The sequence below is a fragment of the Dietzia sp. 2505 genome (genome assembly GCF_040546785.1).
In the GTDB taxonomy this organism is placed as follows: domain Bacteria; phylum Actinomycetota; class Actinomycetes; order Mycobacteriales; family Mycobacteriaceae; genus Dietzia.
The window spans coordinates 443,593-464,651 of record NZ_JBEPON010000003.1 but is presented as its reverse complement, the minus strand read 5'-3'; the positions used below and the strand labels follow the sequence as shown (position 1 = coordinate 464,651).

Below are 21,059 nucleotides of genomic sequence, written 5' to 3'. Positions count from 1 at the left end.
GCGCCCCCCTCGGTCGAACCTCCACCCTGCGGTGAACCGCCACCCTGCGGTGGACCCCGGTCAGAACGGCGGGCGTCCGAGGTGGTCGCCCCACCGCTCACAGGACCACCCACCGCGGTCCGGCGCCAACTCGATGACCCCGCAGTTGGGGATCCGGTTGACCAGCGCCCACTGTGAGGGGACGGCGCCGGCGAACACCGCGATCATCCGCATGAGGGTGCCGTGCACCACCAGCACCACGTCGATGCCGTTGTCGAGGTGGCTCTCGCGGAGCTCCGTCACCAACGGCATCGCGCGCTCCTGCACGTCCAGCGCGCTCTCTCCCCCCGGCAGGCACGAGGTCAGGTCACCGTGCTCCAGCCAGTCCCGCACGACCCGGTTGTACGCCAGCAGCGCCTCGGTGCCGGTCCTCATCTCGTACTGCCCGGCCTGCACCTCGTACATCCCCGGCACGGCCTGGGTGGGCAGCTCCGTCGCGGCGGCGATCAGTCCGGCGGTCTCGCGGGCACGCGCCGCCTCGGAACTGAGGATCACGCTCGGTGAGATGCCGGAGGCGGCGAGCTCGGTGCCCACCGTCCGCGCCTGGTCCCGCCCGAGGTCGGTGAGGGGGGCGCCGGGCAGGGCGGTGTCCAGGGCGCCGGCGACGTTGGACGGGGTCTGCCCGTGCCGGACCAGGTGCAGCCGCGCGCTCACCGGTCGCCGGCCCCGCGCTCGCCGGCCCCGTGCTGATCGACCCCGTGCTCATCGACCCCGCGCCGGAGACCGTCGATCCAGTCGAGCGCCTCGGATCGGTCCGGAGGCGCGGAACCGGCTCCGACACCGTCCGCGACGGGCCACGATCCGAGGAAGCGGAGATCCGCGGTCCGATGGTGCAGTGCCGCCAACGCCTCGGCCACCACGGGGTCGTCGATGTGGCCGACGAGGTCCACGTGGAAGAGGTAGGTGAACCGCTCGACGCGGGTGGGTCGAGAACCGATCCGCGTGAGGTCGATGTCGCGGATCGACAGCTCCGTGAGGGCCTGGACCAGCGAGTTCGGCTCGTGGGGCAGCCCGAAGACCACACAGGTCCGATCGTGTCCGGTGCGCTCGAGCGGAGGTCCCGGGCGGCCCACCAGGACGAACCGGGTCCGTGCGCCACCCACGTCGGCCACGTTCTCCGCGAGCGGGACGAGGCCGTTGATCTCCCCCGCTCGCGCGGGCGCGGCGGTGGCGTCCGCGTCACCCGCCGCCACCTGCTCGGCCCCGGCAGCGGTGGACGTGGTGGTCTCGATGTGTGCCCGCGGTAGGTTCACGCCGACCCAGCGGCGCACCTGCGCGGCGGCGATCGGATGGGTCCGCAGGAGGCGGACGTCGTCAGCGGCGGTGCCGGGCCGGACGAGGATGGAGAAGACCACGTCCAGTTCCGTCTCGGCGAAGATCTGCAGCCGCCGCCCGGCGGCGAGCGCGTCGCCGGTGGGGTTGACGGTGCCGTCGACCGAGTTCTCGAACGGGACGCACGCGTAGTCGACCGCGCCGTCCCTCACCATCGCCAGCGCCTCGTCCGGCGTGCCGGCCGGGACGGCTTCAGCGCCGGCGAGCAGAGCCGAGGTGTGCGCGTCCGCGCGGAGACGGTGCAGGGCGGCATCGGTGAACGTCCCGGGCGGGCCCAGGTAGGCGACGGTGACCACGACGACAAGACTAGTCAGCGTCAGCGATGCTGAGCGGACGCGAGGTCCGCGGAGACCTCGTGCAGGGAGTCCTCCGGCACCAGGACGCACGTCACGACGTCCCGGATCGCCTCCCGCGCGGACCTCGACAGGGCCACGAGTGCACCCGGGTCGGGTGCGGTGAGTGCGGCCCGGACGTCTCCGCCCGTCATCGCCGCGACCGCGCCCGAGAGCAGGGCCCACACCTGACCGGCGTCCGTGCACCGCGGGATCAGCCCCGACCCGAAGCCGACGCCGGAGTGGGCGGCCAGCGCCAGCACATCGACCAACCGGTCGGCCGCGGGCCCCTGCCCACCCAGACCCGGCGCGACGTCGATCACCGCCGCCGTGTCGGCCGCCAACACCGCGGCGACGGCGTCGGGCACGGGGAGACCGGGGTCGGGTTCCGCGGGCACCTCCACCGGGTCCGGAGCCGACCACCGGGACAGCGTGGTCGCGAGACCCGACGCGGTCACCACGAGATCCTCGAGGAGATCGGGCCGGGAGGGACCGCGGCTGAGCAGTTCGAGTGAGACCGTCATGATCTCAGGTCTACACCGCGGCGTTGCTAGTCTCTCCCCCGATGGGTTCCGACGACTCCCCCGCCTCCGATCACGCCCCCGCCCCGGACGACGCCCCCGACGCTTCTCACCTGACCCCGGAGGAGAAGCGCGGCCCGCGCACGATCCACGTGGCCCTGGCGATGCTGGCTGCTCTCCTGATCGTGGCGGTGGCGACGAATCCCGCGGCTGTCCTGCCCCGGGACTCCACTCTGCACGGCGCCCACCACCTGGACGAGGAGTCGGGGCTGGAGATCGCCGTCCCGATCGGGTGGCAGATCGTCGGTCGGCCGGAGATCGGTTCCATCCAGATGGTGCCGGTGGGCTCGGGTCACGCCCTCGACACCCGGATCCTCGCCGGCGTGCTCGAACCCGGGATCGCCGCCGCCGCGATCGCCGATGACCAGGGTGCCGCCACCGCGTTGGCGGAGATCATCCAGCTCTACATCATGGGGGTCTCGGGGACCCGCGACGAACTGCGCGTCACGGACGTCCGCAACGAGGCCGGTGACGGTGTGGCGGTCTCCTACATCCTGGTCCCCGAGGACCCCGAGGAGGCGACCGACGGTGGGTTGGTCTATGCCGCCGTGTTCGGATCCGAGGGGCGGCGGTGGTGGGTGGCATACGTGACGACGGCCCAGCAATCGACCCCTGGTCCCCGCTGGATGGACCGGATCGTCGGCGACCTCCGGTTGCCCGGGTGACCGGCCGGGGGCACCGCGTCCCCGCGGTGGGCCGCGTGGGTCGGGCGCTCTCCCCGCGGGAGGCGTTCCGGTGCTACGTCTCCAGGTTCGACCCGGTGACCGACCCCCGCACCCGCCGGCTGCTGATGATCGAGGTCGTCGTCGTCCTGCTGGTGACCTTCGGCCTGGCCGGCCTCTACTCGGTCCTCGACCTCGCCTCGGCGCTCATCGCCCCTGAGCCCCTGGCAGGTCAGACCGCCACCCTCAACCCCTCGCGGTCCACCCACGCGTCGCTCGACGCCGCCTACCAGGTTCTCGGGGTGCTGCGCCTGATGGCGTGGTCGGTATTGCCGCTGGTCCTGCTCGCACACACCGGGATCGGGCCGAGGGCGGTCGGGCTCGTCCGCGATCGCGTCGGCCGGCAGATCGCGTGGGGGTTCGGCCTGGCCGCCGTGATCGGGATCCCCGGTCTCGCCTTCTACCTGGGCGCGGTGGCGGCGGGAGTCAACCTGCAGGTGGCGGCCTCCGGGCTCACTGAGACGTGGTGGCGCCCGGTCGTGCTGGTCCTGGCCGCCGTGGGCAACGGCGCCGCCGAGGAGATCCTGGTGGTGGGGTACCTGCTCGTGCGCCTGCGCCAGCTCGGCGTCCCGCCCGCGGTCGCACTGGTCGGCACGGCGCTGCTGAGGGGGTCCTACCACCTCTACCAGGGCTTCGGCGGGGGGCTGGGCAACCTCGCGATGGGGATCGTGTTCGCCCTCTGGTGGATGCGGACCCGACGCCTGTGGCCGCTGGTCCTGGCGCACACCCTCCTGGACGTGGTCGCCTTCGTGGGCTACGCGGTGCTCGCGCCACACGTCACGTGGCTCTGACGCTCCGCGTCCGGTGGCCAAGTAGAGTCCGGTCCCATGACCGACGACTCCAGGCGCCGGCACCTCACCCCTGAGGAAGCCGCCGAGCTCCGGCGCCGGGCGCGTGAGCGCCGCGGGTACGCCGACCCCGGCGTACCGCGCGAGTCCGGCGTACCGCGCGAGTCCGCGCCTCGTCGGGAGCCGGGGCGTGAACCGCGCCGTGACCCGGGTCGTGACCCGCGCCGCGACCCCCGTGGCGCACCGGATCCTCGTCGTGCGTCCGGTCGCGAACCGCGTCGCCCGGTGGAACCCGGCCGCGATCGGGCCGCTGCCCCCGGCGGGTACCAACCCCGCCAGGAGCCCGAGCCCCTCTCCCCCGAGGAGCGTGCCCGGTACGCGCAACGGTCGGGAGCGGGCCGCGACCCCCGTCGTGACCCGACGCGCGACCCGGCCCGCGCGTCCCGGTCGCGATCCGGCGCGCGGGACCCCCGCCGGCAACCGGTCGACCCGCGAGGTCCCCGGTCCGGCCGGCCGTCGCGGGCCGGGTACGGGCCCACGCGCGATCGCCGCCCCCGCCGGGCACCCGGTAGACGGCGCCTCGGGCCGATGCGGATCCTGGGGCTGGTGCTCGTCCTGATCCTGACGCTGGGCGTGGTGAGCGTCCTGTGGGCGGACTCCAAGCTCCAGCGGATCGACGCGCTGCCCGACTACCCCGGCCGGGGCGGCAACACCCCGGGCAGCATCACCCTCCTGGTGGGAACCGACTCCCGCGAGGGACTCACCCCGGAGCAGCAGGCCCAGCTGTCCACCGGGTCGGAGTCCGATGCCGGGGGCAAACGCACGGACACCATGATGCTGGTCTACACGCCGCGGGACAGTGGCCGGACCATGCTCATCTCACTCCCGCGCGACCTGCTGGTCGACATCCCGGACTACGGACAGAACAAGCTCAACGCCGCCTACACCTTCGGTGGTCCGGCGCTGCTGACCCGCACGCTCGAGGAACAGACCGGGATGCGGATCGACCACTACGCGGAGATCGGGTTCGGGGGCTTCGCCGGGATCGTCGACGCGGTCGGTGGAGTGGACATCTGCATCGACGAGCCGATCAACGACCCGCTCGCCGGGCTCGACCTGGCCGCCGGGTGTCAGACCCTGGCCGGGCCGCAGGCCCTCGGCTTCGTCCGTACCCGCTACGGGTTCGCCGAGCAGGACCTCCAGCGGGTCCGCAACCAGCGGCAGTTCCTCGGCGCGCTCATGAGCGAGACCATGTCCCCGGGCAACCTGCTCAACCCGTTCACCGCGGTGTCACTGGTCGACGCGGCCTCGGAGGCCGTCACGGTCGACTCCGGGGACCACATATGGAACCTCGCGTCGGTGATGTGGAAGCTCAGGGGCGATCCGCTCACCGTGACCGCCCCCTACGACGGCATGGCCTCCGGTTCGGTGGGCTCCTACCTCGTGTGGGGCCCCAGCACCACGGGGTTCTTCGACGCGGTCGCCTCGGGCCGCACCCCGGCCCAGGAGTATCTCGACCCCGGTCCCTGAGCCCGTCTCCCGACCCACGGGCACCTACCGGTCATCCTGCGGGCGCCGGCCTGTCATCCCGCGGGCGTGATCGAGACGATCCCCCAGGTGCCGTCGGGGTTCTCCGCCACCCGGACACGCTGCCGCATCACCACCGGTTCCGAGTCGGGCGCGGACTCGGTGAGCCTCACCTCGAGGAGCGTGGGCGACAGCTCACGGGCGTCCACGCAGTGCGTGGTGCCCTCGCGCACCCGGTCCACCCCGTCGGCGTGCAACCGGTCCGGGGCCATCCGGCTCGACGGCGAGACGGCCTCGAACGCCTTCTCGGCCGAGCGCTCGACGTAGTAGGCGTGGTCGAAGGCCAACACCGTCTCCAACGGCGAGTCCAGCGACCCCGGGCCGTCGCCCACCACGCGGCCGGGTTCGGAGACCGGGACGCAGTCCGCCGCCTCCTCACCGGTCGGCGAGAGAGCCCCGCGGGCGAGGAGGAACCCGACCACCGCCGACCCGACCAGCACCGCCACCCCGGCTGCCGCGAACACCCCGAGACGGCGTGCGCGACCACCGTGGGTCGGGGACGCGGTGGGTTCGGGCCCCGCGCCCACCGCTCGCTCGGAGACCGACCTGTCCGCACCGAGGGGCAGGGAGGACAGGTCTCGTGCCCGACGCCCGCTCCTCTCCGCGTCGGGCCGGGCGGTGGGCTCTCGGGCCGGCTCGTCGGCCCGCCCTCCCCGACCCAACCTGATGCGGTTCGGGGTGATCTCCCGCGAGGGCCCCTGCGGTCCGGTGCCTGCACGCCCCGGGACCTCGTCGCCGCGTCCGTCATCCGGAGTCGGTGCCCGCGCCGAGTCCGACGCCGCGGCCGGGGCCGACTCCGGGGCCGCGGCCGACTGTTCGGGCGTCGGCCCGGTCCGCAGCCACGGGGGGACGGTCACCTCGGAGGGCGTCGCCTCGTCGTCGTCGCCCCGTCTCGGTTGGTCGGCCACGCCGGCCACACCCCCTCCGCCACACGTCCGGCCGGCGACCCGGTGGTCGCCCGAGGGGATACTAGAGGCCTCCGGGCCCGGTCGGGGGCCGGTGCCGGGTCAGCGCAGGGTGACCTGACGTGCCCGGAGGCCGTCACGCGACGCGCGCTCGTCGGAGGTGAGCGGACCGTCCTTCGCCAGCGCCTCGTCCAGTCGTGCGTCGAGCTCCAGCAGTCCCGGTGCCCACTCCTGGTGGTGCATCTCCGGGTCCAGGTCGAACACCGGCACGAGCAGCCCGTGGGTACGGAAGGACCCGGCGAACCGGGACCCGTCGCCCAGATGGAGGCCGCCGGCGGAGTGCACGCGCGCGAGGGCCTCGAACAGCGCGTCCTCGTCCTCCGGGCGCACCCAGCGGACGTGGGCCTTCTCGCCCGCGTCGACCCACCAGGCCGCTTCGATGCCGTCGGCCGCGACCCGGGCAGAGGGCATCATGACCTCGTTGGCGTTCTTGATGGCCTGGGCGATCTCCGGCCTGACCTGGGCGCCCTCGGCGAGCCACCAGGAGAAGTCGCCGTGCACCGCGATCTCGAGCGGGGCGTCGGCGACCACGACGTCCTCCAACGCCGGGGTGGACTCGTCCGGGTGGGAGGACGTCAGGGTCTCCCCTCCCCCGGCACGCGAGGCCCAGTCCACCGCGTAGGCGAGGTCGGCCGCCGGGTCGGGTCCGTGGACCTGCACCTGGAGGCCCACCATGGCCTCACCGCCCAGCTCGTCGTCGCGCACGAGGCCGGCGATGGCCCCGGGCAGGACAGTGGCCAGGGTGATCTCGCGCCTCTCGGCGGTGGTGGTGAGTCGCGCGGTCGCCGACGGCACGAACTCGCGCATCGCGACCATGTCGCACTCACCGGCGAACCCGGCGAACGGCCGGGGTTCCGTGCTCAGTTCCTCACGCTCGGCCGCGCGAGCGGCGATCTTGGCCTGGCGGTTGCCGCCGGACTTGGGCTCATTATGGCGCTGACGTCTACCCACGGGCACCACGATACGGTGCGCCCGCGCGGCCCGTCCGCCGGACATCGGACTCGGGCCCCGTCGTCACACGGGAGCGCCGGATCGGGCCGGGCGCGGCCGGGTCAGCTGTGACGCGTGGGCCCGTCCAGGACGCCCCGCGCCCGTGACGGGACATTGGTGGCCACCCACTCCACGCCCAGGTCGCGGCACAGCAGCATGTCCGCCGGGTCGTCGACGGTCCAGCAGTAGGTGCCCATCCCCCTGGACCTCCAGTACTCGACCAACCACGGCCGCGCCCGGAGCGCGCCGATGCTCGGACCCATCAACTGGGCGCCGAATCCCTCGGCCGGCCACGACTTGAGGACGTTGCCGCGCTCGCGGAGTTGCACGGTCGGCACCTGCGGTGCCAGCTGCCTGAACCGTCGCACCGCCATCACGGAGAAACTCATCATGAGCGCGCGGGACTCGGCGTGCGAGGCGGGCCGGTCCAGTCCGAAGTACCTCAGCTCGTCCCTGAGCGCGACCTCGACGCGGCCGCCGGTCGGCACCGGGTGCTTGGTCTCCAGGAACAACTTCACGTGCGGGTACGCCTCGGCCATCACCAGGAGACTGCGCAGCGTGAGAAGCGGTTCGGGCCGGCGGTGCACCGGATGCCAGGTGCCCAGGTCGAGCGCGGACAGCTCGTCCAGGGTGCTGGAGTGGACCCAGACGTCGCGGTCCGCCACGCGCGCGGTCCGGGGATCGTGCAGGAGCACCGGGACACCGTCGGAGGTGAGCCGTACATCCACCTCGAGCGCCTCTGCGCCCTGCTCGAGGGCCTTCTCGTAGGCGACGAGCGTGAGTTCGGGGAACTCGGCCGAGGCCCCTCGATGGGCGACGACCCCGCTCCCGGTGGACACCGTGGACCGCAGATGTGTGGTCGCGGGGACCGTCACGTCTCACTCCTCTCGAGCCGGGGACGTGTTCACGATCCCCTGTGGGAGAAGCCGCCGGGTGAACCGCGGGGAAGGCTCATCGAAACTCCGCATGACGGTCCGGGTCTCACGCGCCGCCCACACCGCGGCGGCCGCCGCCAGTGCGGTGAGGAGAACCGTGTCCGCCGCCGCCTGCGAACCCTCACCCGTGCCCCGCCACAGCGCGAGCGCGACCATGATCCCGTTCACGGCGACGGCCACCCACCACCGGAGGAGCTCGGACCTGGAGGGGGCGCGGGGCGAGGCCAGCCGGAGTTCGGCGAGGTACACGGGGATCCGGAACCAGTTGACGACGGGGAGGAGGCATCCCGCCCAGAGACCCGCCCGTCTCCGCGGGTCCGGGGCGGGCGAGTAGACGGCGCGACGGGTCTCGACGAGCCACGCGGTCGCCGCGACCGCCGCAGCCACCCCGACGGCGATCGCGACCACTCCCGCCACCCACACCAACGCGGTGGTGGTGGCCTCCACCCACCACGGGGCGAGGCGCTCGACGTACCAGGCGAGCACCGCGTATCGCAGTCCGTGGACCACGGCGGTCGCCGCGAACCACGTCCCCGCCACCCCGACGATCCCGGGTGCGGCCGCCGCCAGCCGTGGGCGCGACGGCGGCTCGTGGTACTCGAGCCGACGAGGGATCGCGACCAGCGGGAGTCCCCACCTCGGGGTCGCGGGGTAGGCCGGGGTCCGGTCCCCCCACGCCGGTCCCGAGCGGTACCTGGGTGCCGGAGGCCTCGTCCCCTCCACGGGCGGACGCCACGGCGGATGCGCGACCCAGCGCCACTGGCCGGTCCGCCGCGGTGAGGTCATGCCGACCATGCTGGCACAGCACGTGTGGCTCGCGACCGCAGTGGCGGTCGCGGCCTGGCGTGGCGGTGGGGTGGGGTGGCGTGGCGTGGCGTGGCGGTGGTGGCGGAGTTCAGTCCCAACTGTCGACGTGGCGCATCAACGGCAACGCCTTGCGCTGGATCCGGCCCATCCGCGAGTGGATCGCGTCGAGGGTCTCGATCGCCTCCGCCACGTAGGGCCCCTTGTTGAGCATCACGCACTCGGACCGCTGCGCCGAGCCCGCGTCGGAGATCTCCGCGCGCGACGGCATGCCGGTCTTCGCGAGCGACTCCAGCACCTGCGTCGCCAGCACGACCGGAACCCGGGCCGCCTGGCACATCAGCGTGATGTTGCGCGGGATCTCCGAGAGCGACTCGAAACCCATCTCGACGGCGAGGTCACCGCGCGCGATCATCACCCCGATCCGGTCGTGTCGCATCGCCTCCAGCACCAGGTCCGGCAGCGCGCGGTAGGCCTGCCTGGTCTCGACCTTGAGCAGCAACCCCAGTTCCCGCCCCGATTCCCTGACCTCCGCCCGTAGCGCCTCCACCGCGTCGGTGACGTCTCCCCTCGTCCGCACGAAGGACAGCGCCACGATGTCCGCGTGCCGGGACGCGAAGCGCAGGCACTGCCGGTCCTCGTCGGTCAGTGCGGGGGTGTCCACCTCAAGCCCGGGGACGTTGATGCCCTTCTCCGACCCCAGCCATCGACCGCCCTCGCGGCAGCGCACCACCTCCAGCCGGGCCCAGGGCCCGCCCTCCTGACCCGGGATCGAGGTCGCGACGACCTCCGCGGAGATGACCCCGTCGTCGAACAGGACGCGGTCCCCCACCGACAGGGCCTCCACGACCGCGGGGAGCGCACACCCCAGTCGGATCTCCTCGCCGGATCGCGGCGGCTCCACCGGTTCCATGTCCACGGTGAGCAGGATCGGGTCTCCGCGGTGGACGCGGATCCGGCGCGGCACAGCGGGGATGCCGCGGACCCGGGTGTGCTCGAAGTCGCAGTCGATCAGCGTCCCGTCGCGCACCCACGCGTTGCGGTCACCCTCCGCCAGCACGCCGTCCGCCCCCGCGGACACCACGGTGAACCGCCGCCTGAGCCGTCGCGCGTCGGGGACCTCGATCACGTCCCCCGGGGATCGCGCGGCGAGCCACCGAGGGTCCACCCGGACGCACAGCGGGGGGTGTCCACGCGTCGGGGGCGGCGACGGCGTGTCGTCCGGATCGGGACCCTGGCGGGTGAACCAGATCCGGGCCGGGTCGACCACCCCGCCTCCCGGGTCCCGGGTGACCCGCGCCCTGCCCACCGGCGCACCGAGGGTCACCGGCCCCGTCCGCAGTTTCGGTCCCGCCAGGTCCATGGAGACCGGGATCCTCCTGCCGACGGCCCGCTCCGCCGCGCGGACCCCGTCGATCATCGCCTCCCACCGTGCCGGGTCGTCGTGAGCACAGTTGATCCGCGCCAGCCCCATGCCCCGCGCGGCAAGGTCCAGGACCAGGCGGGGGTCGTCGGCGGCCGACGACGGCAACGTCACCATCACCCGGCCCGACCGGCCGGGGCGGGGAGTTCCCAGCAGGGCGTCCGCGTGGGCCGCCAACGCCGCGTCGCCGGCAGCACGCGCGGCTGCCGTGGTGTGACGGTCCGCGAAGTGCGTCGGGTCCTGCCCCTCGAGCGCGGCCAGCGCGGCGCGGGCGGCCCGGAGAGCCGCCTCCACGTCGTCCTCACAGCCGACGAGCGGGGACACGCCGGCGTCGAGAAGTCGGTCCTGCAGGTCCCGGAGGTCGTGCCGGCGCAGGGTCGCGTAGTCGACGAGGTTCAGGGCGCCCCCACGGTGGGTCGGGTCCACCCCCTCCATGTCCCGCGCCCGCCCGGCGCGGCCGGGGCCGAGGTCTCCCAGGATGGAGTCGAGTTCGCGGGTCAGGTCGGAGTACACCCGCCCAGTCTCACCGCACCCGGCCCGTCCGGGCGGCCGGGCACCGAGGTGGAACAGCGAATTCACCTGCCGGACACCCCGTGGGGGTGACGGACTGGCTCTGAGACTGTAGGGTTCTGCTCAGTAGTTGAAAACGTACGTTGTATTTCTGTAGATCCACCGTTCTTGAGAGAGAACGATGCGGCACCGCAGGGAAACACACAGCACGCTCTCTGCTGCATCATCTGGTACTCCGACAAGCGGAGTGCCGACTCTCGAAAGGACGCCAATATGGCTACCGGCACCGTGAAGTGGTTCAACGCTGACAAGGGCTTCGGCTTCATCGCCCCCGACGACGGCTCCGCCGACGTCTTCGCGCACTTCTCCGCCATCCAGGGCTCGGGCTACCGCTCGCTCGAGGAGAACCAGCAGGTCTCCTTCGACGTCGCGCAGGGCGCCAAGGGCCTGCAGGCGGAGAACATCACCCCGATGTGATCTGACGTCAGAGCGATCTGACGCCGCATCGACGTGAAGGGCCCGGCCAGGGAGTGATCCCGGCCGGGCCCTTCCGCATGTCCGGGGCAGCCGCCGATGGAGGGCCGGGGGAGCGGACTCCCCCGGGACCTCAGATCGGGCAGGCCACACCACTGCGCACGTGGCAGTCGTACCCGCCGGGGTTCTTCACCAGGTACTGCTGGTGGTAGTCCTCGGCGTAGGCGAACTCACCGGACCGGACCTCCCCGAGCAACCCGAACTCGGTGGTCAGGGGCCCGCGACCGGCCGCGTCCAGTTCCTTCTCATAGGCGGCCCCCAGTCGACGGGCCGTCTCGAGTTGCGCGGTCGTGGTGGCGAACACCGCGGACCTGTACTGCGTCCCCATGTCGTTGCCCTGCCTCATGCCCTGGGTCGGGTCGTGCCACTCGAAGAACGTGGCGAGCAGCCGCTCGACAGGCAGCACCTCGGGGTCGAACACCACCAGGACGGCCTCGGTGTGGCCCGTCGCACCCGTACAGGTCTCCTCGTAGGTGGGGTTGGGAGTCCATCCGCCCGCGTAGCCGACGGCCGTGGTCCACACCCCCTCGAGCTGCCAGAGGATCTTCTCAGCACCCCAGAAACAGCCCATCCCCAGCACGATCGTCTCGTACCCCTCGGGGAACGGCGGCACCATCGGGTTGCCGGTGACGATGTTGGTCGGCGCCACGGCGACCGGTTGGGACCTGCCCGGCAGAGCCGAGTCTGCGTCGATCACCTCGGTCGCGGTGCGCATCGTCGATTGTCTGATCGCGTCCTGTAGCCAGCCCATGCAGCCAGGGTAACCCCGCGGCGGCGGCGTGATCCGGACGTGATGTGACGAACACCATAGTTCGCGATAGGGTGAGCCGCAGATCGACCAGTGGGGAGCTCGACGTGACCGCTTCAAAGCCCGCCGCGCAGCAGCTGCGCGACATTCTCGACCGCGGCTCGTCCCAGCCCTTCGAGGGGTCGGGGTGCAGTGACCACGTCAGTCACCGGAACCTCGCCGTCAGCGTCCTCACCGCCGCCCTGCTGCTCCTCGCACTGATCGCGGTCCTCGCCGTCTGATCGGCGCCCGCCCCGTCACGCCAAGCTCTCACGAGCCACCCTGACCAGTAGGGGGGCCCACGGCGCGCACTCGCCTTCCGGGAGTTCCGCGACGCTGCGGACCTCGGTGGGCGTCAGCCAGCGGGCCTCGGCGATCTCCGCCCGGGGTTCCATGGCCTGCTCCGTCTCCGCGGCGAACACCTCGGAGACCAGCCTGAACCCGGGCTCGTTCGCCGTCGCGGTGTCGAACCGCCCGAGGGGGGTCAGCTTTTCCGGGGCGATCGTCACCCCGAGTTCCTCCCCGAGTTCGCGCACCGCGCAGGCCAGCGGGGACTCCCCCGGCTCCCACTTGCCTCCGGGGAGCATGAAGCGGTCCGTGCCCGCCTTGCGCACGGTCACCACGGCCCCGTCCGGTCGGCTCAGGACCACCGCGGAGACGGAGATGACGCGGACAGGGGTCGAATCGGAGAGATCCACGCCTCCGATCATGGCAGGTCGGACGGGTACCCGGAGAGCCGCTGTTCCGGTGGCCGACACCGCCGGTGTGCGATCACTATGGTGGGAACCGGACGTCGTGACGGGCGCCATGGGCAGGACCCACGCGCAGCCCGTCACCCAACAGAGAGGACTCACCACTATGGCCGAGTACGTTCTTCCCGACCTCGCCTACGACTACGGCGCGCTGGAGCCGCACATCTCCGCCGAGATCATGGAGCTCCACCACTCCAAGCACCACGCCACCTACGTCAAGGGCGCCAACGACGCGCTCGAGCAGCTCGCCGCGGCGCGCGAGGACGGCAGCATCTCCACCAAGGCCCCGCTGCTCAGCAAGAACCTGGCCTTCCACCTCGGTGGCCACACCAACCACTCGGTGTTCTGGCAGAACATGTCGCCCGACGGTGGCGACAAGCCCGAGGGCGAGCTGGCCTCCGCGATCGACGCCGAGTTCGGTTCGTTCGACAAGTTCCAGGCCCACTTCAACGCCGCCGCCACGACCCTGCAGGGGTCCGGCTGGGCGGTTCTGGGTTGGGACCACATCGGGCAGCGTCTGATCATCCAGCAGCTGACCGACCAGCAGGGCAACATCTGGATCAACATGACCCCGCTGCTCATGCTGGACATGTGGGAGCACGCCTTCTACCTCCAGTACAAGAACGTCAAGCCGGACTACGTCAAGGCCTGGTGGAACGTCGTGAACTGGGCGGACGTCGCCGAGCGCTACACCGCCGCCAAGGGCTGAACACCCCCAGCCGACGAACGGGCCCCCGCGCAGCTGCGCGGGGGCCCGTCCTCGTCCACCCGGGGGCCTCCCCGGTCAAGCGTCCAGTTGGGTACTCTGTCGTCCCATGAGGTGACCAAGGTCACCGGCCGCCGCGCACTCTGGGAGCCCTATGCCGATGTCTCACCACGTCACCGACCGCCACGGAGCCGGTCGTCGCGGCATCCGGCGCCGCACCGTCCTGGGCGGGGCCGCCGCCCTCGGCGGTGTGGTCGCGCTGCACTCCGTCTTGCCCGCGGTCGCGCCGGCGCAGGCCACCCGGATGTATGTGGGGCGGGGCATCGGCGACATGACCGGGGAGTCCCTCGGGGCCGGGATGAACGGGTATGCCGACACCGAACAGCACTCCGTGGGTCTGCATCTGCGGCAGCGGGCCCGGGCGTTCGTCTTCGCCGACTCGCCGTCGTCACCCAGGTTCGTCCACGTGACCGCCGAGATCGGGCTGGTCTTCCAGTCCATCCAGCAGGAGGTCCTGCGACGCCTGGCCGCGGAGTTCGGCGAGACCTATCACGAGGGAAACGTGGTCATCACGGCCACGCACACCCACGCCGCACCCGGCGGGACGTCCGGTCACCCGATGGTCGACCTCTCGATGCTCGGGTTCCGGCCCGTCACCTTCGACGCCAACTGCGCCGGGATCGTCGACGCCGTCCGGATGGCGCACCACGACCTCGCGCCGTCGAGCGTCGGGGTCACCATGGGCCACCTGTACGACGCCGGGGTCAACCGCTCCCGCGGTTCGTTCGACCGGGACTCCGCCGACGAACGCGCGCACTTCCCCACCGGCATCGACCCCCGGTCACAGTCCCTGCAGATCACGAGGGGTGAACGGCTGGTCGGCGTGATCAACTGGTTCGCCTCGCACGCCACGTCCATGACCGCCGCCAACGCACTGTCCTCCTCGGACAACAAGGGGTACGCCGCCTGGTACTGGGAGCGCGAGGCCGCCGGCCAGGACTACCTGGCCGGCGGGACCCCGGCGCTGGTGACCGCCTTCGCGCAGACCAACCCCGGTGACGTCAGCCCCAATCTCGACCTCGAACCCGGGCAGGGGCCGACGCCGGACGAGTGGCTCAACACCCGTATCAACGGCGAGCGGCAGTTCGCCGCAGCCCGCGACCAGGTCGGCCGGAACGTCCGCCCGCTCGGCGGCGGGATCGACGTCCGCCACCGCTGGGTCGACATGTCGGCGGTCGACGTGCGGCCGGAGTTCACCGGCGACGGCCGCACGCACCGGACCGCGGTGGCGGCCCTCGGCGCGGCGTTCGCCGCCGGCAGCCAGGAGGACGGCGGGGGCGCCGAGGAGCTGCCCTTCAACGAGGGCGACAGGGGCGGGAACCCCGAGGTCAGAGCCATCTCCGAGGTCGTGATCCCCGCCTGGCTGCGAGAGGCCCACGGCGCCAAGGACGTCCTGCTGCCCGTCGGTCTGGTGCCGCACGCCATCCAACGGGTGTATCCGTTCCACCTCGTCCGGCTCGGCGGGCACTACCTGTTCAGCCTGGGTTTCGAGCCGACCGTCGTGGCGGGACTGCGCCTGCGCCGCACTCTGGCGGCCGAACTCTCCGTCCCCGAGGACCACATCACGGTGCAGGGGTACTCCAACGCCTACGGGCACTACGTCACGACCCCGGAGGAGTACTCGGCCCAGAACTACGAGGGCGGAGCCACCGCGTTCGGGCCCTGGACACTACCCGCCATCCAACAGGTGGCCGCCGACCTGGCGCGCTCGATGCGGTCGGGCACCCCCCTGGACCCGGGGACCTCCGAACGGGACCTCACCGGGCAGATCCCGGTCTCCCCCCTGGGCAACCCGCTCGTGGACACCCCGGCGCCGCTGCGGAACTTCGGCGACGTCCTGGACCCGCCGCTGCCCGGGTACCGGGTGGGCCAGCGGGTCGCGGTCCGGTTCTGCGGCACCAACCCCAATTCCGACCTGCGGCGGGGTGACACCTACCTCGCAGTGGAGCGCCGGGACGCCGGCCGGTGGGTCCGGGTCCACGACGACGGCGACTGGTCCACGATGATCGTGTTCGAGGGACTGCTCACGGTGACCAACGCCCTCATCACCTGGGACATCCCCCCGGGGACACCGGCCGGCGAGTACCGGGTGGTGTACACCGCCTCCGGGCGGGGTATCGACGGCCGACTGTTCCCCGTGCGGGGGGAGAGCCCGGCCTTCGACGTGCGCTGAACACGGTTCTGGAACACTGGGCCGGTAAGTGCTTGCACGTCCTAGTGCTCGCCTCCTAGAGAGAAAGGACATCGCCCGTGGACATCAAGGGTGCTTCCGTCATCGTCACCGGCGCCGCCTCCGGTCTGGGCAACGCCACCGCGCGCTCGTTCGCAGAGAAGGGCGCGATCGTCTTCGGCCTCGACCTCCAGCAGTCCATCGACAAGGCCGTCGAGCAGGGCATCGACGAGGGGATCACCCTCCTCCCCGCCGATGTGACCAGCGAGGACGACGTAAAGGCCGCCATCGCCAAGGCGACCGAGGCCGCCCCGCTGCGCGTCGTGGTCAACTGCGCGGGCATCGCCCCGGCCGCCCGCATCGTCTCCAAGAAGGGCGTGCACGCCCTGGACCTGTTCCAGACCTGCATCTCGGTCAACCTGGTCGGCACGTTCAACGTGCTGCGGCTCGCCGCCGAGGCCATGTCCACCCAGGACACCGTCGACTCCGACGGCCAGCGCGGCGTCATCATCAACACCGCCTCCGTGGCCGCCTACGAGGGCCAGGTCGGCCAGATCGCCTACGCCGCCTCCAAGGGCGGCGTGTACTCGATGGGCATCTGCGCCGCGCGCGACCTCGCGCAGTTCGGGATCCGGGTCAACACCATCGCCCCGGGCACCATCGAGACGCCGATGCTCAAGGGCCTGACCGAGGAGTTCCAGAAGTCGCTGGAGGCCGCGATCCCGTTCCCGTCGCGCCTCGGCCGCCCGTCCGACTACGCGCAGCTGGCAAACGCCATCGTCGAGCAGGACTACCTCAACGGCGAGAGCTTCCGCATGGACGGCGCCCTCCGCATGGCCCCGCGCTGATCTGAGCAGACGCGCGGAAGGCCCGCCCCCGGCGGGGGCGGGCCTTCTGCGTGCAGCTACGCGTGGTGAACGCGCGAGGCTCAGCCGCGACCGTTCGGGGTGTCCGGGCCCGGAGCCTGCGGAGCCGGAGCGGGAGCCGGAGCGGGCTGCTGAGCCGGCATGCCCGGGAGCGGCGGCAGCATGATGCCGGCGTCCATGAGTCCCTGCTGGATCTGCGGCCAGAAGTAGATCCCGGCGCCGATGGCCGCGGCGGACCCGCCCACCAGGACCAGCGGGCCGAGCGAACCCGCACCCGGCAGGGAACCCGCGTCCGAACCGAGGACCAGGGTGGCGCCGTCGCCGACCCCGAGCGAGCCGGCGACCGATGCCGCGGCCGGCTCGACCGAACCGACGAGCGACTCGTCCAGGAGGGAGCCGCTGGCGTCGACGGAGCCGGTACCCGGTGCCGGGTCGGTCAGGGTGATGGACCCGGCGGCGTCGACGACGGAACCCGCGAGGGGCGCCAGCGAGCCGGTGGACGGCTCACCGAAGATGGCGGAGCCCGAGGTGTCGAGGGACCCCTCGCCGGTGGCGTTGGCCTCGAGGATGAGCGAGCCGAGGTCCTGCGGGAGCGAGCCCTCCCCTGCCGAGTCGCTGCTCAGCGCGCCCAGGCTGTCGGCTCCGAGACTGTCGGCGGACAGGCTTCCGGTGCCGCCATCCTGGGCGGAGGCGACGGCGGTCGCCCCGGAGATGGCGAGGGCGGTGGCGGCTGCGACGGCAGCGGCCCTACGGATCGAGAACGTCATGGGTTCGTCTCCTTGTATGGCGCGGCATCCGACGTGGGTTCGCGACGGGACACTCGAGGGGCTGGTCTATAGCTTTCGGGTTCCGGCCGCGACGATCGGGTAGCGTCGTAAACTTTCGCCCTTATCCCCACCATATCCCTGAATTTAAGGGAAGCAACAGCTCTCTCTCAGTGAGAACTCAATTAGAAAGCGCGTGAAATCCACTCCCGCACAGCCCGGGTCGCGCGGACGTCGTCCTCGTTGTACGCGAGGATGCGCTCCCTGCCCGAATCCCGCTCGACCCCCCTCGAGGCCTGCGCATCGCGGTACCACCCGATCGACTGCTCGCCCCCGGCGTCCGGGTCGCGCCAGCGGAATCCGGCCACCGGCGCCACCACCTTGAGCCCGAGCCCGGAGGTGGAGACGAACTGGGTGGCCACCGCTTCGTGGACGTCGACCCACCGCGGCGAGGAGATGAATTCTCGCACCTCGGATACCGAGGGGACGCCCCTGACCACGGCCACCGTGCCCTCCGGCCCGAACCTGGTGGCGGTCGAGAGCATCCAGCCGTTCTCCGCGGACCTCGAGTAGCAGTACGCGCGGAAGGTGCGCCCCTGTCCCTCGGCCCTGTCCCGGATGCCGGTGAGCCAGCGCCAGAACTCGGCGAACGAGCGACCCTCGCCCGGGTCCGGCAACCGTGCCCAGGTGGCGAACGGCCGGTAACCCTCGGTCTCGAGGCGACGCCCGTCCCGCAGGGTGAGCAGGGTCCCCCACAGGTAGGCGCCGTCGTCCAGGTGACTCTCCAGGTCCACGTCCACCTCGACGTCCGCGCGCGGGATGGCGGGGCGGGCCACCTTGGGGACGACGACATCGCCGTCCCGGTGCGCACGGGCCCTCAGCACGGCGTCGGAGAACGGTTCGCCGTTCCAGTCCGGCGGGCGCTCGGGCCCCGCCTCGGCGAGGTCCGCCACCGTGCGGATGCCCGCCGCACGCACGGGCCCCACCTGTCCGCCGCCCACCACGAGGCTCACGTCGTCGGCGATGACCAGGCGGTCGCGGCACCCGGTCACAGGTGTCCCCCGGTCGTCCCAGCCCTCCCACCACGGGCAGGTGCGGCACTCGCCCACCCGGCTGGGCACCGTGTCGAGCTCGCCGCGGAGTACCGCCAGCCGCGTGGCGTGGTTCCGGTCGGCCGCGGCCAGGACCGGCTCGAGCTCGTGGACCACCGCGCGCGCGGACCCCAGTCCCAGCACCGCCCCGACCGGGTGCGGGGCCGCGTACCCCAGCACGTCGAGGAGATGCCACGCGTGGACGAGGCGGTCCAGGTCCGCGGGATGACGACGGAGCCGCAGCGTCGGATCGGGGGCCGGCTCCCAGTCGAGCAGACGTGTCACCAGCGCCCCCGCCGACCGCCGGCTCCGCCGCGGGTCCACGACCTTGTGGTTCACCACCAGTACAGGGGCGTAACCGCCCTCCGGCACCGCGGCGAGCGTGCAGCGCAGACCCGCCCTTCCGGTGTCGGGGTCGGCGGGCAGGGCGGCGCCCCACACCAGGGTCGCCCCCTCGGACAGGGCCCGACGGGTCACCGCGTCGTCGTCGTCGCCCGGGACGTCACCCGGCAGATCCGTCCAGTGGTCCCCCACCACGTCCACCACCAGCGCATCGGGCCGTGCGCTGCGCAGCGCGCGCTCACGGAGGCCGGCGCGGCGATCGGCCGCGGCCATCGCCCGCAGCCGCACCCCCTCGTCGAGCGGAGCCGTCCGCCACCACGTGGGACCGGCGTCCCGTTCCCGGGCCACGCGGTGTAGACACCTGGACCCCGACGCCGGTCCCGCCACCGCACCGCCGGGGTCCCCACTCGATCCGTTCCGGGCACCGTCCATCGACGTCCATCATGGCGCACACCGCGCCCGGACACCGGTCCGGTGCTCACCGGCGGACTGTTCGCCTAGGCTGGGACCCTGATGTTCGCGACGAGAGAAGGATCGACGCCCATGGGCAAGCTGACGACCTACCGCGACAAGCGCGCCGAACTCCGCGCCCACGCCTCCGCGCTCAAGGCCACGGCGATGACCGAGGCCAAGCTCGCCGCCAAGGAGACCCGGCACAAGGCCAAGGAGGCGCATCGCGTCGAACTGGCCGAGGCCAGGAAGCGCGCGAAACTGGAGGGAAAGAACGCCGACCGGAAGGCCAAGCGGGAGGCCAAGCGCGCCAAGCGGCAGGACGCTCTGGCCCAGAAGGCGTCCAGGCGGGACCGCAAGGCCGAGAAGACGATGTCCAAGCAGGAACGCGCCACTCTCAAGCGAGAGGCCAAGTTCATGGCGAAGGACCGTAAGGCGGCCGAGAAGATCGAGGCGGCGGGCCGGAAGCACGAGTACCAGCTCGCCGAGATGGAGCTGAAGAAGCTCGAGGGCACCAAACTCGGCAAGGAGGACGTGCAGCGGTGGCTGAGCCTGGCCAAGGTCGCCACCCCGGTCCTGCTGCCGATGGTCTACAAGCTCGTGTCCAACGCGCAGGGTTCCGCCGACAAGTCCGCCGGGGCCGGAGCCGTGGATCTCAAGGCCGCGGGCATCGACGCCACCGGCCCGGGCGCGGCCCTGGGTGCCCGCATCGTCCGGCTGGAACAGACCCTCGACCAGCTCGAGGTCGGGCGCCGTGGGGATCGCCAGGTCGAGGACTTCATCGCGTCCACGCGGTCCCGCCTCAAGGATCTGCGCACGGCCGTCGAGACCGCCGAGACCACCCCGACCTCCCAGCGCCGCGAGGTGCACTCCGCCATCTCCGGGGAACTCGACCGGGTCAACAAGGACGTGCTCGCCCGCCTCGGCGTCACCCCGTGACCGCGGTCCGGGCCCGGCTGGCCTCCACCGCGCTCGCCGTCACCATGATCGTGGGGGCGGCGGCGCCGGCCACCGTCCTCGCCCCGGTCGCCGCGGCGCACTCGGTCCTCGTCTCGGTGGAACCGCAGGACGGGGCGACCCTCGAGACCTCGCCCGACCGGGTCTCACTGACATTCAACGAGGAGATCAACCAGAACTTCGCCTCGGTGGCCGTCACCACCGGCGACGACCGCACCAATCTCGTCGTCGGAGAGCCGACGGTGGAGGGCGAGACGGTCACCGTGACGGTCGACGACCTCGCGGACGGCGCGTACACCGTCGGCTACCGGGTGACCTCGGCCGACGGGCACGTCGTGAGCGGATCCTCGGTCTTCACCGTGCAGTCCGCGGCCGGCGCCACCGGCGTCCCGGCCGAGGACCCCGTGGGCGACCGGTCGGACCCGGCCGAGAACCAGGTCGCCGACGAGACCTCGGGGGAGGCGTCCTCCGGCGTCGACCCGGCACTGTGGGTGGTGGGTGGCCTGGCCGTCCTGCTGATCGGCGGCGCGTTCGTGCTGCTGCGCCGCGGCAACTGACGGCGGCCGGCACCC

Annotated in this window: 23 protein-coding genes; 11 read left to right on the top strand and 12 right to left on the bottom strand. The window is 72.2% G+C overall.

The features are described from left to right. Window positions 1-60 precede the first annotated feature (60 nt). Genes ABIE38_RS09035 through ABIE38_RS09025 form a run of 3 tightly spaced genes read right to left on the bottom strand, consistent with a single transcriptional unit; the run spans window position 61 to window position 2,227 of the window. Window positions 61-693 (bottom strand): histidine phosphatase family protein, encoded by a 633-nt coding sequence (locus ABIE38_RS09035; protein ID WP_354055530.1) that lies wholly within the window; start codon window positions 691-693, stop codon window positions 61-63. After that, on the bottom strand, window positions 690-1,667 hold the full coding sequence (pheA, locus tag ABIE38_RS09030) for a prephenate dehydratase (protein ID WP_354055528.1): 978 nt from the start codon (window positions 1,665-1,667) through the stop codon (window positions 690-692). Before pheA ends, ABIE38_RS09035 begins: the two co-directional genes overlap by 4 nt. A 20-nt stretch (window positions 1,668-1,687) precedes the next feature. Further along, window positions 1,688-2,227 carry a hypothetical protein gene (locus tag ABIE38_RS09025; protein ID WP_354055526.1) on the bottom strand — a complete coding sequence of 180 codons (540 nt, stop codon included), beginning with the start codon at window positions 2,225-2,227 and terminating at the stop codon, window positions 1,688-1,690. 41 nt (window positions 2,228-2,268) lie between these two features. Here ABIE38_RS09025 and ABIE38_RS09020 point away from each other — a divergent pair, with 41 nt between their 5' ends. The 4 genes from ABIE38_RS09020 to ABIE38_RS09005 all read left to right on the top strand — a co-directional run bounded on the left by ABIE38_RS09020 (window position 2,269) and on the right by ABIE38_RS09005 (window position 5,324). Next, the gene (locus ABIE38_RS09020; RefSeq protein ID WP_354055524.1) at window positions 2,269-2,949 is read left to right on the top strand and encodes an APA family fibronectin-binding glycoprotein; all 681 of its coding nucleotides are present in this window, start codon (window positions 2,269-2,271) and stop codon (window positions 2,947-2,949) included. A gap of 35 nt (window positions 2,950-2,984) precedes the next feature. Then, window positions 2,985-3,797, top strand: a complete 813-nt coding sequence (locus ABIE38_RS09015) for a CPBP family intramembrane glutamic endopeptidase (protein ID WP_354055580.1) — start codon at window positions 2,985-2,987, stop codon at window positions 3,795-3,797. Between the two features lie 187 nt (window positions 3,798-3,984). Then, window positions 3,985-4,413: a hypothetical protein gene (locus tag ABIE38_RS09010; protein ID WP_354055522.1), complete on the top strand. Its 429-nt coding sequence runs from the start codon at window positions 3,985-3,987 to the stop codon at window positions 4,411-4,413. Then, window positions 4,401-5,324 carry an LCP family protein gene (locus ABIE38_RS09005; RefSeq protein WP_354055520.1) on the top strand — a complete coding sequence of 308 codons (924 nt, stop codon included), beginning with the start codon at window positions 4,401-4,403 and terminating at the stop codon, window positions 5,322-5,324. Before ABIE38_RS09010 ends, ABIE38_RS09005 begins: the two co-directional genes overlap by 13 nt. 53 nt (window positions 5,325-5,377) lie before the next feature. On the opposite strand, the gene ABIE38_RS09000 is transcribed toward ABIE38_RS09005, so the two are convergent. From ABIE38_RS09000 to ABIE38_RS08980, 5 genes are all read right to left on the bottom strand, one after another. Next, on the bottom strand, window positions 5,378-6,289 hold the full coding sequence (locus ABIE38_RS09000; protein ID WP_354055518.1) for a DUF8176 domain-containing protein: 912 nt from the start codon (window positions 6,287-6,289) through the stop codon (window positions 5,378-5,380). A gap of 99 nt (window positions 6,290-6,388) precedes the next feature. Continuing rightward, entirely contained in the window at window positions 6,389-7,342 is a 954-nt protein-coding gene (locus ABIE38_RS08995; protein ID WP_354055516.1) for a DUF5926 family protein, read from the bottom strand. A 56-nt stretch (window positions 7,343-7,398) separates the two neighbouring features. After that, window positions 7,399-8,211 carry a glycerophosphodiester phosphodiesterase gene (locus tag ABIE38_RS08990; protein WP_354055515.1) on the bottom strand — a complete coding sequence of 271 codons (813 nt, stop codon included), beginning with the start codon at window positions 8,209-8,211 and terminating at the stop codon, window positions 7,399-7,401. A 3-nt stretch (window positions 8,212-8,214) separates the two neighbouring features. Further along, window positions 8,215-9,057, bottom strand: coding sequence for a DUF4328 domain-containing protein (locus ABIE38_RS08985; RefSeq protein WP_354055513.1), 843 nt, complete (start codon window positions 9,055-9,057; stop codon window positions 8,215-8,217). A gap of 109 nt (window positions 9,058-9,166) precedes the next feature. Next, on the bottom strand, window positions 9,167-11,011 hold the full coding sequence (locus ABIE38_RS08980; protein ID WP_354055511.1) for a pyruvate kinase: 1,845 nt from the start codon (window positions 11,009-11,011) through the stop codon (window positions 9,167-9,169). Between the two features lie 270 nt (window positions 11,012-11,281). Between ABIE38_RS08980 and ABIE38_RS08975 the strand changes: the two genes are divergently transcribed. Next, window positions 11,282-11,485 carry a cold-shock protein gene (locus ABIE38_RS08975; RefSeq protein WP_007629661.1) on the top strand — a complete coding sequence of 68 codons (204 nt, stop codon included), beginning with the start codon at window positions 11,282-11,284 and terminating at the stop codon, window positions 11,483-11,485. Between the two features lie 130 nt (window positions 11,486-11,615). Here ABIE38_RS08975 and msrA read toward each other — a convergent pair whose 3' ends face one another. After that, window positions 11,616-12,293, bottom strand: coding sequence for a peptide-methionine (S)-S-oxide reductase MsrA (gene msrA / locus ABIE38_RS08970; protein ID WP_354055508.1), 678 nt, complete (start codon window positions 12,291-12,293; stop codon window positions 11,616-11,618). Window positions 12,294-12,397: 104 nt separating this feature from the next. Between msrA and ABIE38_RS08965 the strand changes: the two genes are divergently transcribed. Further along, the gene (locus ABIE38_RS08965; protein ID WP_354055506.1) at window positions 12,398-12,571 is read left to right on the top strand and encodes a hypothetical protein; all 174 of its coding nucleotides are present in this window, start codon (window positions 12,398-12,400) and stop codon (window positions 12,569-12,571) included. Between the two features lie 15 nt (window positions 12,572-12,586). On the opposite strand, the gene ABIE38_RS08960 is transcribed toward ABIE38_RS08965, so the two are convergent. After that, window positions 12,587-13,027 (bottom strand): NUDIX hydrolase, encoded by a 441-nt coding sequence (locus ABIE38_RS08960; protein ID WP_354055504.1) that lies wholly within the window; start codon window positions 13,025-13,027, stop codon window positions 12,587-12,589. Between the two features lie 160 nt (window positions 13,028-13,187). Here ABIE38_RS08960 and ABIE38_RS08955 point away from each other — a divergent pair, with 160 nt between their 5' ends. The 3 genes from ABIE38_RS08955 to ABIE38_RS08945 all read left to right on the top strand — a co-directional run bounded on the left by ABIE38_RS08955 (window position 13,188) and on the right by ABIE38_RS08945 (window position 16,865). Beyond that, window positions 13,188-13,790, top strand: coding sequence for a superoxide dismutase (locus ABIE38_RS08955; protein WP_354055502.1), 603 nt, complete (start codon window positions 13,188-13,190; stop codon window positions 13,788-13,790). Between the two features lie 157 nt (window positions 13,791-13,947). Next, the gene (locus tag ABIE38_RS08950) at window positions 13,948-16,020 is read left to right on the top strand and encodes a neutral/alkaline non-lysosomal ceramidase N-terminal domain-containing protein (RefSeq protein WP_354055500.1); all 2,073 of its coding nucleotides are present in this window, start codon (window positions 13,948-13,950) and stop codon (window positions 16,018-16,020) included. A 77-nt stretch (window positions 16,021-16,097) separates the two neighbouring features. Next, a complete protein-coding gene (locus tag ABIE38_RS08945; RefSeq protein WP_354055498.1) occupies window positions 16,098-16,865 on the top strand; it encodes an SDR family NAD(P)-dependent oxidoreductase in 768 nt (255 codons plus the stop codon). Window positions 16,866-16,945: 80 nt separating this feature from the next. On the opposite strand, the gene ABIE38_RS08940 is transcribed toward ABIE38_RS08945, so the two are convergent. Both ABIE38_RS08940 and ABIE38_RS08935 read right to left on the bottom strand, forming a co-directional pair. Beyond that, window positions 16,946-17,650 carry a hypothetical protein gene (locus ABIE38_RS08940; RefSeq protein ID WP_354055496.1) on the bottom strand — a complete coding sequence of 235 codons (705 nt, stop codon included), beginning with the start codon at window positions 17,648-17,650 and terminating at the stop codon, window positions 16,946-16,948. A 182-nt stretch (window positions 17,651-17,832) separates the two neighbouring features. Further along, window positions 17,833-19,428 carry a TM0106 family RecB-like putative nuclease gene (locus ABIE38_RS08935; protein ID WP_354055494.1) on the bottom strand — a complete coding sequence of 532 codons (1,596 nt, stop codon included), beginning with the start codon at window positions 19,426-19,428 and terminating at the stop codon, window positions 17,833-17,835. A gap of 195 nt (window positions 19,429-19,623) precedes the next feature. On the opposite strand from ABIE38_RS08935, the gene ABIE38_RS08930 reads away from it, so the two are divergent. Next, complete coding sequence (locus tag ABIE38_RS08930) at window positions 19,624-20,469, top strand: DUF6474 family protein (protein ID WP_354055492.1); 846 nt, start codon at window positions 19,624-19,626, stop codon at window positions 20,467-20,469. Beyond that, window positions 20,466-21,044, top strand: a complete 579-nt coding sequence (locus ABIE38_RS08925) for a copper resistance CopC family protein (RefSeq protein ID WP_354055490.1) — start codon at window positions 20,466-20,468, stop codon at window positions 21,042-21,044. The genes ABIE38_RS08930 and ABIE38_RS08925 overlap by 4 nt, the downstream gene beginning before the upstream one ends. The last annotated feature ends 15 nt before the right edge of the window (window positions 21,045-21,059 follow it).